The following is a 15984-nucleotide window of genomic DNA, read 5'->3' as shown; positions in this document are numbered from 1 at the left end:
CTTGATCTTCTTCAACTGTTGCTCCCTCGTTATTCGCTCGCCCTCCACGAGCGGATGACCCACCCCGGTGGCTGGCCATACCAGATGCCCCGAGTGGTATCGCATAGGGTGGCGGCCGTCACACGTTACCGTCAAGTACATCTGGACAGATTTCTCAGTTTCGTCCAGTCGCGACCGAAGATCCCTACTTCTGCAGCCGACGGTTACGCTGCCGCTGTCGACGAGGGAGACGGCGGAGGGGCTGGGGTATGACGCGGATGCGGTCGCGGTCGAGGGAGCGCACGGGACGCACGGGAAGCACGGGAAGCACGGAGTACGGCGGGCTCGGCATGGTCGCCGGCGTGGCCGCGCTCGGCCTGTTCTTCGTGCTGATGCTGGTCCTGATCATCGGCCTGACGTTCTCGGTCCGGGTGGACGGCACGTCGATGCTGCCCACCCTGAGATCCGGTGACCGGCTCGAGGTCGACATCATGGCCAAGCACGACATCAAGCGGTTCGACCTCGTGGAGGCGACCGAGCCGGCCTACGACGGCAACGCGGGCGGCGCGGCGATCGTCAAGCGGGTGATCGGCATGCCCGGCGACCAGATCGCCATCCAGGGCGGCACGAAGCCGGTGGTCTATCTCAGGCCGAAGGGTTCCCGGACGACGTACAGGGTGGACAACCCGACGTGGGGTCCGCAGATCGGTTCGGCGACCTCGTCCTGCTGCAGCGACAAGGTCACCAACGTGACCGGCGACGGCAAGATGCGGTGGGCCACGGTGCCTGCCGACAGCTACTTCGTGATGGGGGACAACTGGGGCGGCTCCACCGACTCGCGGATGTTCGGCCCGGTGCGGGCCTCGGGCATCAAGGCGAAGCTGAGCCTGCGGATCATGCCGCTGGGCAGATTCGGTCGGATCGGGCAGGGTGTGCGCCTGGTGGCCCACACGGACTAACTCTGGACACCTGTCACGACGATGTCGTACTGGTCGGTAGCATCCGGTCCAGTTTCGGAGTGGTGGGGGTCACATCCGGGGAGGGAGACACGTGGACGTCAACTGGGTCCACTTCTGGTCGGTGCCGATCTTCACGGCCGTCATCGGCTGGCTGATCAACTGGACCGGTCTGTGGATGCTGTTCGCGCCCATCCACTTCCATGGGTTCCGGATTCCGGGCTTCAAGGACGTGGCGGGCAGTCTGCCGCGCAAGCTGCAGGAGGTGCCCGGGATCCTGCAGGGCAGCCTGGGCTGGCAGGGCATCGTGCCGGCGCGCGCCGCCAAGATGGGCTCGATCGCCGTCGACAAGGCGCTGGCCAAGATGGCCACCGCCAGCGACTTCTACCAGCAGCTCGAGCCGGACGTGATCGCCGAGCACATCGTCAGTGTCTTCGAGCCCGAGCTGCCGCTGCTGGTCGACGAGATCATGTGGCGCGAGCACCCGCGGCTGTGGCGCGACCTGCCCCGATCCGTGCGCCAGACGGTGGTGGAGCGGGTCAAGCGGCAGCTGCCCCACGTCGTACGCCGGGTCACCACCGAGATCGGCGACCACATCGACCAGCTGCTCGACCCGAAGCTGATGGTGATCGAGAACTTCGAGAAGAACCCGCAGATCGTGGTGCGGATCTTCAAGGACTTCGGCAGGCGCGAGCTGCGGATGATGGTGATCTTCGGCTTCGTCTTCGGTTTCCTGCTCGGCGTCCCGGTCGCCTTCGTCGACCAGTGGCTGCACCAGGCCTGGTTGCTGCCGGTGATGGGCATCGTGGTCGGCTGGGTGACCAACAAGCTCGGGATGTGGCTGATCTTCGAGCCGCCCAACCCGGTCCGGATCGGGCCGTTCAAGATCCAGGCGCTCTTCGCCCAGCGGCAGTGGGAGGCCTCCGACGTCTACGGCAAGCACATCGCCATGGACGTGATCACCCTGGAGCGGATCGGCGACTTCCTGCTCAACGGCCCCTCCGGCGACCGGACCCGGCAGATGCTCGCCGCCGCGCTGCAGCCGGCCGTCGACGCCGCGATCGGGCCGGCGCACGCCGCCGTTCGAGTCGCGGTCGGGGCACGGAAGTTCGACAGCATCAGGGCGTCGGTGGCCGAGCAGGCCGTCGACTACACCATCACGCCGCTGCGTGACGCGGCGTTCAGCGAGCGCCAGTCGCACCGCATCCGTAGCCTGATCGCGGAGCGTTGCCGGGCGTTGCCGGCACCGGTCTTCGTGGAGATGATGCGGGCAGCGATCAAGGAGGACGAGTGGCTGCTCTACGCCCACGGGGCGATCATGGGCCTCGCCGGCGGCTTCCTGCACCTGTGGATCTTCGGAGTCGGCTGATGGCACTCGACGTCGCTGCCACGGCGCCCGCGACCACGCGTACGCCGACGCCGCCCAGCCTGGTCGGCTCGACCCTGGACGCACTGCCCGGCGTCCTGCGCCTGGGCGCGCTCACCGTGGCCCACACCGCGGGCTGGTCGGTGGCCGCCTACGCCCGCACCGCCAGTCGGGTGCTGCGCGCGGTGATCGATCCGGACGAGGCGGCCGCGCTCAGTGACGACCTGAGCGTGGTCACCGGGCAGATCACCGACTTCGCCAAGTCGGTCGCCCGCGGCGGCCCGATCTCCGAGGCGATGGAGCGCTGGGGCCTGCCGGCGCTGGAGCGCACCCGGCTCGCGCTGGAGCAGCGCGGCCGCCGGCCCCGCCAGGAGGGCGAGGAGCAGCGGCTGCGACGCGAGGGCGAGGCCCTGCTGCGGCGCAGCCGCGACGTGTGGGACACCGACTCCCGGCACCCGGCGTACGCCGGCATCCTGCGCGAGCTCGCCCCCGACGAGGCCCGCATCCTGGTCCTGCTGCTGCGGGACGGCCCGCAGCCGAGCGTCGACGTCCGGCTCTCCGGCCCGGTCGGCCGGTTCAAGGCCGAGCGGACGATCGCGCGTGGGCTGACCATGATCGGGTCGCGGGCGAGCGTGCGCTATCCCGAGGCGGTGCCGCAGTACCTCAACAACCTCACTCGGCTGGGGTTGCTGTGGCAGTCACCCGAGCCGGTCAGCGAACTGCTGCGATATCAGGTGGTGGAGGCCCAGCCCGACGTACTCGACGCGGTGCACTCGGTGCGCTCCGCCAAGATGATCAGACGCAGCATCCACCTGACGCCGTTCGGACAGGACTTCGCCCGGATCTGCTTCGCCGAGGCCGACGAGCTTGCGGCGCTGCCCTCGCACGAGGCGCCTCCGGACGCGGCCACGGAGAGTCCGGTCTCCGACTGATCGCACCCCTCGCCCGGCCTTCCCGCTACGCTCCCGGTGGGGGAGGGCTGACTGCGAAGGGTGCGGCCTTTGATCGACTGGCTCCGGGACTGGGCTGACGGCGTGAGCTGGGTCCATCTGGCGACGATCCCGGTGTTCACCGGCGTGATCGGCTGGCTGATCAACTGGTCGGGCCTCTACATGCTGTTCGCGCCGATCCACTTCAAGGGCGTCACCGTGCCCGGGATGCGCGAGCTGGCGGGTGTGCTGCCGCGCAAGCTGCAGGAGGTGCCGGGCATCGCCAACGGCGGCGTGGGCTGGCAGGGGATCATCCCGGCGCGCGCCGCCAAGATGGGCAGCATCGCCGTCGACAAGGCGATCGCCAAGCTCGGGACGCCGGCGGAGTTCTACCAGCAGCTCGAGCCCGACCAGATCGCCGCCCACATCGTCGAGGTGTTCCGGCCGCAGGTGCCCGCGCTGGTCGACGAGGTGATGCTGACCGAGCACCCCCGGCTGTGGCGCGACCTGCCGGCGCCGGTCCGGACGGCGATCGTGGAGCGGGTCCAGGCACAGCTGCCCGACATCGTCGGCCAGGTCACCACCGAGATCGGCGTCCACATCGACCAGCTGCTTGATCCCAAGCTGATGGTGATCGAGCACTTCCGCGCCAACCCGCAGGTCGTGGTCAGCATCTTCCGCGACTTCGGCCAGCGCGAGCTCAACCTGATGGTCGCCTTCGGCTTCATCTTCGGCTTCCTGCTCGGCATCCCGGTCGCGGTGGTCGACAGCCTCGCCGGGATCTGGTGGCTGCTGCCGGTGCTCGGCGTGGTGGTCGGCTGGGTGACCAACCTGCTCGGCATGTGGCTGATCTTCGACCCGCCGGAGCCGCGCCGGATCCTCGGCATCACCGTGCAGGGCCTGTTCCCGCGCCGGCAGCCGGAGGCGGCCGAGGTCTACGCCCGGATCATCGCCAGCGACGTCATCACGCTGGAGCGGATCGGCGACTTCCTGCTCAACGGTCCCCGCGGCGATGCGACGTACGCGATGTTGGCGGCGGCGCTGCGGCCCGCCATCGACCGCGCCGCCGGGCCCTATCGCGCCGCGGTCAGGGTGGCAGTGGGAGCGCAGCGCTACGACCGGATCGGTGCCTCGGTGGCCCGGTCCGCGGCCGACCAGACCCTGGTGCCGTTCCAGGATCCCGAGTTCAGCAGGCGCCAGGCGGACAAGATCGAGGCGCTGGTCTCCCGCCGCACCAAGGAACTTCCCGCCGCCGACTTCGTTGAGATGATGCGGGCCGCGATCAAGGAGGATGAGTGGATGCTCTACGCCCACGGCGCGATCATGGGCCTGGCGGGCGGCTTCCTGCACCTCGCGATCTTCGGAGTGGGGCACTGATGGCCCGCGTCTCTCGGACGCCGGCCCTGGTGCCCGCCGCCCGCGCGGTGCCGGGCCTGGCTCGGATCGCCGGCTCGGCCTGGCTGCACACCACCGAGTGGGGCGTGCGTACGTCGCTGCGCACCGGCCTGCGCGTCGCCCGCGCGATGGTCGACCCGGGCGAGATGGCGGCGTTGGCCCGCGACGCCGCCGACGTCGTCGGGGTCGCCTCCGAGCTGGCCCGGTCGGTCGTCGCGGGCGTACCGGTCGCGACCGCACTGAGCAGCGCCGGTGCGTCGCTGGCGGAGCCGCCGGTGGTCTCCGCGCCCCAGCGGGCAGGCTCGCCGGAGGCGCTGCGCCGCCGCGGGGCCGAGCTGCTGGAGCGCTCCCGCGACGTGTGGTCAAACGAGCAGGGCCACCCGGCCTATGCGCGCATCCTGGACGAGCTCGCCCCCGACGAGGCCCGGATCCTGCTCCTGCTGCTGCAGGGCGGGCCGCAGCCGTCGGTCGACGTCCGTACCGGCGGACCGATCGGGCTGGTCAGCTCCGAGCTGATCGCGCCCGGGCTGACCATGATCGGGTCACGGGCCGGGGTGCGCTACCACGACCACGTGCCGGCGTACCTCAACAACCTCTTCCGGCTCGGCCTGGTGTGGTTCTCCAAGGAAGCGCTGCGCGATCCGGGGGAGTACCAGGTGCTCGAGGCCCAGCCGGACGTGCTGGCGGCGCTGCACAGCGTCAAGTTCGCCAAGGTGGTACGGCGCTCCATCCACCTGACGCCGTTCGGGGAGGACTTCTGTCGCACGTGCCTGGTCGAGGAGGCCGAGGCCGACCAGGACTACCCCGAGCACCAGACTCCGGAGGCCGGCGAGGCGTCCGAGCCGCCGGCGCCGTGAGCCGGCCGAGTCAGCTGGACCGGTTCGACCGGCTCGGCTAGCTCGCGGGAGCGCCGAGCAGGCCGCCGACGCCATCCAGCACGCCGCCGAGGACGCCCCCGACCAGCCCGGTCGTGGTGCTGAGGCCGCCGCCGTCGGGGCTCGGGGCGGTCGAAGGCGCCGCCGCGCTGCCCGAGGCCGCCGCAGCCGACGGCATGGCCGCCGGCTCCGGGTCGGGCTTCTGCTGCGGGTCGGCGCGGGTGGTGTGCTTCGGGGTCGGCGCGAGCCGGTGCTTGCCGGTGGCCGTGCTCGTCGTACCAGCGTCGGCGACGCCCGCGGCGCGGTGCTTCCCGGCCATCGTCAGTGTCGCCGCGGCGGGGTCCGTCGCGTCGGCGGCCAGGTGGCTCCTGGTCTGGTCGGCGACGTGGCCGACCGCGCTTGCGGTGGTCCCGCCGGTGACGACGCCGACCGGGCGGTGCTGGGGTGCCGCGAGCGATCGGTGCGCGTCGCCGGGGGCGACCGACGAGTCGTCGTGGGGCAGCGCCACCGCGACCGCCGCCGAGGTGGCGACGACCAGCAGGCCGACCGGCATCAACTGGCTGACCCGAGTGCGCAGCGAGGCGATCGGGGCGACCGCGCGCGGGCTGACGTGGCGGCCGCCGCGGGGCAGGTCGTAGGTGAACGGATGAACGGTCATCGGGACTCCTCGCACCGAGCAGGAGTAGTACTTTCGGGCTATCTGAGTAGTCCAAGGGGACCAGAGATTCGGGCTCACGTCGAATCGGGCCGCGTGACGCTGCCTCGTTCGCCCTGAGTGCTCCCCTTGATTAAAGTTGAGTGGAATGGACTCAACTTCTGGTGTGTTGTGCCTGATGACCAGCACACTTGGACGTGCGGTCATAGCCAACCGACAGCAGGAGAAGCCACAGACATGAGCCAGTTCGGGGTCGACAAGTTCACGACCAGGAGCCGCGAGGCCATCGAGGCCGCGCAGCTGTCGGCGACCACCGCCGGCAACTCCACCATCGAGCCGATCCACCTGCTCGTCGCCCTCCTCCTCCAGGAGGAGGGCACCGCGGCGACGCTGGTGGCCAAGGCCGGTGCGGACGCGCCCGCGCTGGTGCGTGCGGCCGCCGCCCAGCGCGATGCGCTCCCGCGGGTCAGCGGCGAGACGGTCGGGCAGCCCAGCGGCAGCGCCGCACTCTCCCGGGTGCTGGCCGGCGCACTCGAGCTGGCGCAGTCGATGAAGGACGAGTACGTCGCCACCGAGCACCTGCTGATCAGCCTGGCGACCGTGGATTCCAGTGCGAAGCGGGTCATCACCGACGCCGGCCTGACCGCCGACGGGCTGCGCGAGTCGCTGAGCGCGCTGCGCGGCAACCGCCGGGTCACCTCGCAGGATGCGGAGTCGACCTACGAGGCGCTGGACAAGTACTCCGTCGACCTCACCAAGGCGGCCGAGGAGGGCCGGCTCGACCCGGTCATCGGCCGGGACGCCGAGATCCGTCGGGTGGTGCAGGTGCTCTCCCGGCGTACCAAGAACAACCCGGTGCTGATCGGCGAGCCCGGCGTCGGCAAGACGGCCGTCGTCGAAGGGCTGGCCCAGCGCGTGGTGGCCGGCGACGTACCCGACTCGCTGAAGGGTCGCCGGGTGCTCAGCCTGGACCTGATGGGCATGGTCGCAGGAGCGAAGTACCGCGGTGAGTTCGAGGAGCGGCTCAAGGCCGTGCTCGAGGAGATCAAGCAGGCCGAGGGCCAGATCATCACCTTCATCGACGAGCTGCACACCGTAGTCGGCGCCGGCGCCGGCGGCGACAGCTCGATGGATGCCGGCAACATGCTCAAGCCGATGCTCGCCCGCGGCGAACTGCACATGATCGGCGCGACCACGCTGGACGAGTACCGCGAGCGGATCGAGAAGGACCCGGCGCTCGAGCGCCGCTTCCAGCAGGTCTTCGTCGGTGAGCCGAGCGTCGAGGACACCATCCAGATCCTGCGCGGCATCCAGGAGAAGTACGAGGCGCACCACGGCGTGCGGATCACCGACGCCGCGCTGGTCGCCGCCGCGACGCTCTCCGACCGCTACATCACCGGTCGGCAGCTGCCCGACAAGGCGATCGACCTGATCGACGAGGCCGCCTCGCGGCTGCGGATGGAGATCGAGTCCAGCCCGGAGGAGATCGACCAGCTCCGCCGTCAGGTCGACCGGCTGAAGATGGAGGAGTTCGCGCTCGCCAAGGAGACGGATGACGCCTCCGTGGAGCGGCTGGCCCACCTGCGCGAGGACCTGGCGAACAAGGAGGAGGAGCTGCGCGGCCTCGAGGCTCGCTGGGAACGTGAGAAGGCGTCCCTGGAGGGCGAGGGCGAGCTGCGTCGTCAGCTCGACCAGCTGCGCAGCGAGGCCGAGCGGCTGCAGCGCGAGGGGGACCTCGGCGGCGCCTCCGAGCTGCTCTACGGCCGCATCCCGGCGCTGGAGTACCAGATCGCGCAGGCCAAGGAGGCCGAGAAGGCCGACGTCCAGCCGCTGGTCGGCGAGGAGGTCGGCGCCGAGCAGGTCGCCGAGGTGGTGGAGGCCTGGACCGGCATCCCGACCGGCCGGATGCTGCAGGGCGAGACCGCCAAGCTGCTCTCCATGGAGGCCGAGATCGGCAAGCGCCTGATCGGCCAGGATGACGCCGTGCGCGCCGTCGCCGACGCCGTCCGGCGCTCGCGGGCCGGCATCGCCGACCCCAACCGGCCGACCGGCTCGTTCCTCTTCCTCGGCCCCACCGGCACCGGCAAGACCGAGCTGGCCAAGTCGCTGGCGGACTTCCTCTTCGACGACGAGCGCGCCATCGTGCGCATCGACATGTCGGAGTACTCCGAGAAGCACGCGGTGGCCCGGCTGGTCGGTGCGCCTCCCGGCTACGTCGGGTACGACGAGGGCGGTCAGCTGACCGAGGCGGTCCGCCGTCGGCCCTACTCCGTCGTCCTCCTCGACGAGGTGGAGAAGGCCCATCCCGAGGTCTTCGACATCCTGCTGCAGGTGCTCGACGACGGTCGGCTCACCGACGGTCAGGGCCGCACGGTCGACTTCCGCAACACCATCGTGATCCTGACCTCGAACCTCGGCTCGATGTACCTCACCGATCCGCTGCTCGACCCGGAGAAGCAGCGCGAGTCCGTGATGGCGATGGTGCGGTCGAGCTTCAAGCCGGAGTTCCTCAACCGGCTCGACGAGATCGTGATCTTCGAGGCGCTCACCAAGGAGCAGCTGACCCACATCGTCGACCTGCAGCTCGCGTCGCTGGAGCGGCGGCTCGCGGTGCGGCGTATCGCGATCGAGGTCACGCCGGCGGCCAAGGAGTGGCTGGCCGAGGTCGGCTACGACCCGGCGTACGGCGCCCGGCCGCTGCGCCGGCTGGTCCAGTCCGCCATCGGCGACCGGCTGGCCAAGATGCTCATCGGCGGCGAGGTCACCGACGGCGGCCAGGTGGTCGTCGACCGCGGGAAGGACGGCCTGGTGCTGAGCGTCTGATCCACCCGGGCCTCCTTGGGGCTGCCTCCAAAGTGTCACCGTGATAGTTCCAAAGTGTCACGGTGACACTTTGGGTGGCGGGTGACACTTTGGAGCTGTCACTTGGACCGCGAACTATCACGGTGACACTTTGGCCGGCGGCAGGCAGGCCAGCCGGTGACGCCTTGGCCGGCGACACGCGGGTGGTGCCTAGGATCGGCAGCGTGACCCCGACCTACACCCTCCACGACGGCAGCACCCTCCCGGCGATCGGCTTCGGCACCTACCCGTTGCGCGGCCGGGAGGGCGTCGAGGCCATCGCCAGCGCGATCAGGATCGGGTATCGCCTCGTCGACACGGCGGTCAACTACCAGAACGAGACCGAGGTCGGCGAGGCACTGCGCCGTGCCGGCGTGCCGCGCGACGAGCTGCGGGTGACCAGCAAGATCCCCGGCCGCGACCACGCCTACGACAAGGCCATCGCCTCCACCAAGGACTCGCTGAAGCGGCTCGGACTGGACTACCTCGACCTGCACCTCATCCACTGGCCGAACCCGTCGGTCGACCTCTACGTCGAGGCCTGGCAGGCCCTGGTCGACCTGCAGGAACAGGGGCTGGTGAAGGCGATCGGCGTCTCCAACTTCACCGAGGCGCACCTGCGCCGGATCATCGAGGCGACCGGCGTGACCCCGGTGGTCAACCAGATCGAGATGCATCCGCTGTTCCCGCAGGAGCGGATGCGGGCCGTTCACGCCGAGCTGGGCATCCGCACCGAGGCATGGAGCCCGCTGGGCAAGCGCCAGGCGCAGTACGACGCCCCCGCCGTGCGCGAGCCCGCCGACCGGCTCGGCGTGAGCCCGGGGCAGGTGATCCTGCGCTGGCACCACCAGCTCGGCTCCATCCCGATCCCGAAGTCAGCCGACCCGGGCCGCCAGGCCGAGAACCTGTCGATCTTCGACATCGAGCTGACCGACGCCGAGGTGGCGGCCATCACCGCGCTCGGGCGACCCGACGGCCGGCTCTTCGGTGGCGACCCCGACACCCACGAGGAGATGTGAGCGCGGACTCAGGCGTGGAGATCGGCGCCGGCCAGCCGGCCCAGCGCCTCCTCGATCAGCTCCGGGCGCTTGCAGAAGGCCCAGCGCACCAGCATCCGACCGGCGTCGGAGTCGTAGAACCCCTGGGTCGGGATGGCCACCACGCCGGCACGGTGCGGTAGCGCGCGGCAGAAGGCGTCGCCGTCGGCCCAGCCGAGCGCGCTGATGTCGGTGGTGGCGAAGTAGGTGCCCTCGGGTACGACGACGTCCAGTCCCAGGCTGCGCAGGCCCTGGCAGAGCAGGTCGCGCCGTACCCGCAGGTCGGCGGCGAGCTCCCGTGGCCAGTCGCCGTGCTCGTCGAGGGCGTACGCCGCCGCCGGCTGCAGCGGCGCGCCGGAGGTGAACGTCAGCCACTGCTTGGCGGCCAGCACGGCCTCGACCAGGCGTGCCGGCCCGGTGGCCCAGCCGACCTTCCAGCCGGTGAGCGAGTAGGACTTGCCGATGCTGGAGATGGTCAGGGTGCGCTCGAACATCCCCGGGATGGTCGCCAGCGGCACGTGCGGCACGTCGTAGGTCAGGTGCTCGTAGACCTCGTCGGTGACCACCAGCAGGTCGTGCTCGATCGCGATCGAGGCGACCGCGTCGAGCTCGGAGGGCGTCAGCGCCGTACCGGTCGGGTTGTGCGGGCTGTTGAGCAGGATCAGCCGGGTCCGGTCGCTCACCGCCGCGCGCAGGGCGTCCACGTCCAGCCTGAACGCCGGCGCCCGCAGGGTGACCGGTCGCCGTACCCCTCCCGCCATCTGGATGGTCGCCGGATAGGAGTCGTAGAACGGCTCCAGCACGATCACCTCGTCGCCCGGGTCGACCAGGGCGAGCATCGCCGCCGCGATCGCCTCGGTAGCGCCGGTGGTCACCACCACCTCGGTCATCGGGTCGAGAGTGAGGCCGTAGTGCCGCTCCTGGTGGCGCGCGATCGCCGTGCGCAGCGCCGGTACGCCGGGGCCGGGCGCGTACTGGTTCGCCCCACCGCGCAGCGCCGCCTCCGCGCGCTGGACGACCTCGCGCGGGCCGTCGACGTCCGGGAAGCCCTGGCCGAGGTTGACCGCGCCGGTGGCCGCCGCCAGCGCCGACATCTCGGTGAAGATCGTGGGTGGGATCCCACGCAGGCGGGAGGCGATCACTGGCTCCGTCACGGGCTCTAAGGTAGCCGCGTGACCGATCCCACGCTTGCCGCCGACATCGACGCCACCTGCCGCCTGCACGGGGAGTTCACCCTGCGTTCCGGTCAGGTGAGCGACACCTACTTCGACAAGTACCTCTTCGAGGCGCAGCCCGCGCTGCTGGACCGGGTGGCCGCCCGGATGGTGGAGCTGCTGCCCGAGGGCACCGAGCTGCTCGGCGGCCTGGAGATGGGCGGCATCCCGATCGCCACCATGGTCTCGGCCAAGACCGGGATCCCGGTCGTCTTCATCCGCAAGAAGGCCAAGGAGTACGGCACCGCCAAGCTCGCCGAGGGCCCGTCGTTCGACGGCCGGCGAGTCACCCTCATCGAGGACGTGATCACCTCCGGCGGCGCCGTCCGCGACGCCGTCAACGCGCTGCGCCCCGCAGGCGCGATCATCGACACCGTGGTGTGCGCGATCGACCGCTCGCCACAGCCGGGCGAGTCGCTGCGCGATGTCGGGCTGGAGATCCGCTCGGTGCTCACCCGTGCCGAGCTGGACGCCGTTCAGCGGGCCTGACCCCCGGACAATCCGGGGCGCACCTCAGCGTCACTGGCGGGTGGCAGGTGATTTTCGCCCCGGACTGTCCGCCGCGGCGTGTCGCTGCTCGCGCTGCTTGCGCACCCACTCGTAGGCGAGCACCACGACGGTGACGCCGAGCAGGCCGTAGGTGACCAGGTCGATGTACTTGCCCAGCCCGGGGAAGGACCGGCCGAGGATGTAGCCGATCAGCGTCAGCGCCACCACCCAGCCGACGGCTCCGATGAAGCTCCAGACGAAGAAGACGTGCTTGCGCATCTTGGTCACGCCGGCGACCAGCGTGATGTAGGTGCGCACGAACGGCACGAACCGGCCCGCGACCAGCGCGGTGTGGCCGTGCCGGTCGAAGAACTCGGAGGTCTTGTCGAGGTACTCGCGCTTGATGATCTTGCCGTCGTGCTGGTAGATCCGCGGCCCGACCTTCTCGCCGATCAGATAGCCGGTCACGTTGCCGGCGAACGCGGCAGCGGTGTAGATCACCAGCGCGAAGACGAGGTCGCCGACGTGTCCGCCGGGGATGATGTCGACCTTGTCCTCGGCGATGAACAGACCCATCGCGAAGAGCAGGGTGTCGCCGGGGAGGAACGGGAACAGCAGGCCGCACTCGATGAACAGCACGATGATCCCGAGCCAGAAGAGGGCGGCACCGAACTGGTGGAGAAGGAAGTCCGGGCTGAGCCACCGGGTCACATCATGGAGGCTGAGGGCCTGGACGAGAAGATCGTGCACACACGAACCCTAGTCGGCGACACCTGAACTTGAGATGAAGACGAGCGAGCCGTGAGCACACAGCTGCCCTCCGGGGCATTCGACGAGCGCCGGGCACCCTACGACCCGATGCCGCACGGGCCGGCCGAGGTCGGCGTCGGCCCCTGGCAGGGACCCTGGCCCGAGGGCGACGTGTGGGACCCCGAGCTGCTCGCGGGCGGCGACCGGCGCAACGTCGTCGACCGCTACCGCTACTGGCGGATGGAGGCCATCGTGGCCGACCTCGACACCCGCCGGCACACGTTCCACGTGGCGATCGAGAACTGGCAGCACGACTTCAACATCGGCACGATCGTGCGCACCGCCAACGCGTTCCTGGCCGCCGAGGTGCACATCGTCGGAAACCGCCGGTGGAACCGCCGCGGGGCGATGGTGACCGACCGCTACCAGCACATCCGCCACCACGCGACGGTGGCCGAGCTGGCGGCGTACCTGCGTGAGCGCGGCATTCGCCTGCTCGGCATCGACAACCTGCCCGGGTCGCTGCACCTGGAGACGATGCGGATGCCGCGCCAGGTCTGCTTCCTCTTCGGTCAGGAGGGTCCGGGGCTCTCCGAGCAGGCCCGCCAGGCCTGCGACGCGACGTTCTCGATCGCGCAGTTCGGCTCGACCCGCTCGATCAACGCCTCCGCCGCGGCCGCGATCGCGATGCACTCCTGGATCCGGGAGTACGCCGACCTCTCGGCGGAGACCGCCTGGCGCGGCTGAGCGGCCCTGAACCGGCATGTGGTGGTCGTCACCTCGGTTGGATCGCTCCAAGTTTCAAGCGAGGTCCGCCGCACTACTGTGAGGCGGCAGACGCGCCCGGACAGGCCACTGGAGGAGACCGAGATGCCGATCGCCAGCCCCGAGAAGTACGCCGAGATGCTCGCCACGGCGAAGGAGAGGGGATTCGCCTTCCCGGCGATCAACGTCTCGTCCTCACAGACGCTCAATGCAGCGCTCGCCGGGTTCGCCGAGGCCGGCTCCGACGGCATCATCCAGATCTCCACCGGCGGCGCGGAGTACCTCTCCGGCCCGACCGTCAAGGACATGGTCACCGGCTCGGTGGCCTTCGCCGCCTACGCCACCGAGGTCGCCAAGAAGTACGGCGTCAACATCGCCCTGCACACCGACCACTGCCCCAAGGACAAGCTCGACGGCTTCGTGCGGCCGCTGCTCGCGCTCTCGGCCGAGCGGGTCGCCCGGGGCGAGGCCCCGCTGTTCCAGTCTCACATGTGGGACGGCTCCGTCGTACCGCTGGCCGAGAACCTGGAGATCGCCGAGGAGCTGCTCGCCAAGGCCGCCCAGGCGAAGGTCGTGCTCGAGATCGAGGTCGGCGTCGTCGGCGGCGAGGAGGACGGCATCGTCGGCGCCATGGACGAGAAGCTCTACTCCACCCCCGAGGACGCGATCGCGACCGCGCAGGCGCTCGGCACCGGCGAGAACGGCGTGTACCTGACCGCGCTCACCTTCGGCAACGTGCATGGGGTCTACAAGCCGGGCAACGTCAGGCTCCGCCCCGAGATCCTCAAGAACGCCCAGGAGGCGGTGGCCGAGAAGCTCGGTCTCGCGGCCGGCGCCAAGCCGTTCAACCTGGTCTTCCACGGCGGCTCGGGCTCGACGGAGGAGGAGATTGCGGCGGCCGTCTCCTACGGCGTGGTGAAGATGAACGTCGACACCGACACGCAGTACGCGTTCACCCGCCCGGTCGCCGACCACATGTTCCGCAACTACAGCGGGGTGCTCAAGGTCGACGGCGAGGTCGGCGACAAGAAGACCTACGACCCACGCAGCTGGGGCAAGGCCGCCGAGGCCGGTATGGCCGCCCGCGTCGTCGAGGCCGCCCAGCACCTCGGGTCGGCCGGTCAGGCGATCGGCTGATTCGGTCCTCCTGACGTCCCCGTGGCCGCTCAGGGTCGCCCGGCGGTCACCTGCTCGCCTTGGAGCCGCCCGAAGAAGAGGTGTCTCCCAAGATGTAGGCATAGGGACGCGAGTGTGCCCCTATGCCTACATGCCGGAGGGCACCACTCGACCCGGCCGGCACACCCCTGCCGACGGCGCGATCGCGACCGTCGGCGGGGTCAGGCGCAGGCTCAGGTGACCGGGCTCGGTAGCCGGGCTCGGTAGCCGGGCTCAGTGGCCGGCAGCAGCGGGCGCGGCCGCGCTGCCGAAGCCGGCGTGGCGGGGTCGCTCGTAGTACATCACCGCGATGAAGCCGACGATGAACAGCGCCGTCGGCAGCAGCATCGAGTCCTTCATCGCGGTGGAGAACAGCGACGCGACATGGGCGTCGGTGATCTTGGCGGCGCCGGCATCGCCGTGTGCGCTCGCGCCCGGCAGCAGTGCGGCCAGCCGGGAGTCCATCAGCACCGCGATCGCCGCCGAGCCCATCACCGATCCGACCTGGCGGGTGGCGTTGTAGACCCCGGAGCCGGCGCCGGCCAGATGCATCGGCAGGTTGCGGGTGGCCGTCGCCGCGGTCGGCGACCAGATGAAGGCGTTCCCGATGCCGATGATCACCATCGAGACGCAGAGGGTCCAGATGTGCGCGCTCGGCTTGAGCTGCAGCGAGAGCGAGAGCATGCCGACGAAGCTGGCCACGAAGCCGAAGCCCACGATCAGGCGCGGGTGCAGCCGGTCGGTCAGCCCGCCGACGAACTGGGCCAGCAGGATCGACATGATCGCCATCGGGACCAGCAGCAGCGCCGACTGAGTCGGGCTGTCGCCGCGCACGGCCTGCGCGTAGAGCATCAGCGGGTAGCCCATCGAGGCGCCGACCGCGCCCATCATGGTGATGGCGGCGTTGGAGACGGAGAAGTTGCGGTCGCCGAACAGGCTCAGTGGCACCAGCGGCTCGCGGCTGTTGCGGGCCTGCCAGAACACGAACAGGGCCAGGAAGACCACGCCGCCCACGATCATCGCGATGATCCAGCCGGCCCAGTGCTTGTCATGGCCTTCCTGGATGCCGAAGGCGAGCAGGAACAGGCCGACGCCGGACAGGGCCACGCCGACCCAGTCGAAGCTGTGCTCGTGGGTCGGCAGCGACGGCACCAGCCGCATCGCCAGGGCGAAGGCCAGGATGCCGACGGGGATGTTGACGAAGAAGATCCACTCCCAGCCCAGGCCGTCGGTCAGGACGCCGCCCAGGACCGGGCCGACGACCATGGCGACGCCCGCGGTGGCGCCCCAGACCGCCATCGCCTTGCCGCGGTCGGCGGCGGGGAAGATCCGGGTGATGATCGCCATCGTCTGCGGCGTCATCATCGAGGCGCCCAGGCCCTGCACCACCCGGGCGAGGATCAGCATCTCGATCGTGGAGGTCAGGCCGCACCACAGCGAGGCGAGCGTGAACACGGTCAGTCCAGCCAGGTAGAGCCGCTTCGAGCCGAACCGGTCGCCGAGCCGCCCGGTGATCAGCACCGGCACCGCGTAGGCCAGCATGTAGGCGCTGGAGACCCACACCACCTGGTTGACGCT

Annotated in this window: 14 protein-coding genes; 10 read left to right on the top strand and 4 right to left on the bottom strand. The window is 70.2% G+C overall.

The genetic code is table 11. The features are described 5' to 3' along the window. Nucleotides 1–341 precede the first annotated feature (341 nt). From lepB to VHA72_RS09215, 5 genes are all read left to right on the top strand, one after another. A complete protein-coding gene (gene lepB / locus VHA72_RS09235) occupies nucleotides 342–938 on the top strand; it encodes a signal peptidase I (protein WP_325574473.1) in 597 nt (198 codons plus the stop codon). 91 nt (nucleotides 939–1029) lie between these two features. Continuing rightward, nucleotides 1030–2304 (top strand): DUF445 domain-containing protein, encoded by a 1275-nt coding sequence (locus VHA72_RS09230; protein WP_325574472.1) that lies wholly within the window; start codon nucleotides 1030–1032, stop codon nucleotides 2302–2304. Beyond that, nucleotides 2304–3233 carry an Abi-alpha family protein gene (locus VHA72_RS09225; RefSeq protein ID WP_325574470.1) on the top strand — a complete coding sequence of 310 codons (930 nt, stop codon included), beginning with the start codon at nucleotides 2304–2306 and terminating at the stop codon, nucleotides 3231–3233. The genes VHA72_RS09230 and VHA72_RS09225 overlap by 1 nt, the downstream gene beginning before the upstream one ends. A 102-nt stretch (nucleotides 3234–3335) precedes the next feature. Further along, a complete protein-coding gene (locus tag VHA72_RS09220) occupies nucleotides 3336–4607 on the top strand; it encodes a DUF445 domain-containing protein (protein WP_325574468.1) in 1272 nt (423 codons plus the stop codon). After that, on the top strand, nucleotides 4607–5482 hold the full coding sequence (locus VHA72_RS09215) for an Abi-alpha family protein (protein WP_325574466.1): 876 nt from the start codon (nucleotides 4607–4609) through the stop codon (nucleotides 5480–5482). Before VHA72_RS09220 ends, VHA72_RS09215 begins: the two co-directional genes overlap by 1 nt. Before the next feature lie 37 nt (nucleotides 5483–5519). Here the strand turns inward: VHA72_RS09215 and VHA72_RS09210 are convergent, their stop codons facing one another. Continuing rightward, a complete protein-coding gene (locus VHA72_RS09210) occupies nucleotides 5520–6158 on the bottom strand; it encodes a hypothetical protein (protein ID WP_325574463.1) in 639 nt (212 codons plus the stop codon). Nucleotides 6159–6392: 234 nt separating this feature from the next. On the opposite strand from VHA72_RS09210, the gene clpB reads away from it, so the two are divergent. After that, complete coding sequence (gene clpB, locus VHA72_RS09205; RefSeq protein ID WP_325574462.1) at nucleotides 6393–8978, top strand: ATP-dependent chaperone ClpB; 2586 nt, start codon at nucleotides 6393–6395, stop codon at nucleotides 8976–8978. A gap of 203 nt (nucleotides 8979–9181) precedes the next feature. Next, the gene (locus tag VHA72_RS09200; RefSeq protein WP_325574460.1) at nucleotides 9182–10015 is read left to right on the top strand and encodes an aldo/keto reductase; all 834 of its coding nucleotides are present in this window, start codon (nucleotides 9182–9184) and stop codon (nucleotides 10013–10015) included. An 8-nt stretch (nucleotides 10016–10023) separates the two neighbouring features. Here VHA72_RS09200 and VHA72_RS09195 read toward each other — a convergent pair whose 3' ends face one another. Beyond that, nucleotides 10024–11175, bottom strand: coding sequence for a pyridoxal phosphate-dependent aminotransferase (locus VHA72_RS09195; protein WP_325574476.1), 1152 nt, complete (start codon nucleotides 11173–11175; stop codon nucleotides 10024–10026). 30 nt (nucleotides 11176–11205) lie between these two features. Between VHA72_RS09195 and pyrE the strand changes: the two genes are divergently transcribed. After that, complete coding sequence (gene pyrE / locus VHA72_RS09190; protein ID WP_325574458.1) at nucleotides 11206–11736, top strand: orotate phosphoribosyltransferase; 531 nt, start codon at nucleotides 11206–11208, stop codon at nucleotides 11734–11736. Nucleotides 11737–11766: 30 nt separating this feature from the next. Here the strand turns inward: pyrE and VHA72_RS09185 are convergent, their stop codons facing one another. Then, complete coding sequence (locus VHA72_RS09185) at nucleotides 11767–12447, bottom strand: DedA family protein (protein WP_325574456.1); 681 nt, start codon at nucleotides 12445–12447, stop codon at nucleotides 11767–11769. Nucleotides 12448–12594: 147 nt separating this feature from the next. On the opposite strand from VHA72_RS09185, the gene VHA72_RS09180 reads away from it, so the two are divergent. Both VHA72_RS09180 and fbaA read left to right on the top strand, forming a co-directional pair. Further along, nucleotides 12595–13233 (top strand): TrmH family RNA methyltransferase, encoded by a 639-nt coding sequence (locus tag VHA72_RS09180; protein WP_325574475.1) that lies wholly within the window; start codon nucleotides 12595–12597, stop codon nucleotides 13231–13233. Between the two features lie 123 nt (nucleotides 13234–13356). Further along, entirely contained in the window at nucleotides 13357–14388 is a 1032-nt protein-coding gene (gene fbaA / locus VHA72_RS09175) for a class II fructose-bisphosphate aldolase (RefSeq protein WP_325574454.1), read from the top strand. 252 nt (nucleotides 14389–14640) lie between these two features. Here the strand turns inward: fbaA and VHA72_RS09170 are convergent. Beyond that, nucleotides 14641–15984, bottom strand: a 1344-nt coding sequence (locus VHA72_RS09170) for a DHA2 family efflux MFS transporter permease subunit (protein ID WP_325574452.1), incomplete at its 5' end; no start/stop codon positions are given.

The sequence above is a fragment of the Nocardioides sp. genome, assembly GCF_035547795.1.
Lineage (GTDB): Bacteria > Actinomycetota > Actinomycetes > Propionibacteriales > Nocardioidaceae > Nocardioides.
The sequence above is the reverse complement of the archived record's forward strand: the minus strand, read 5'-3'. Positions and strand labels throughout refer to the sequence as shown.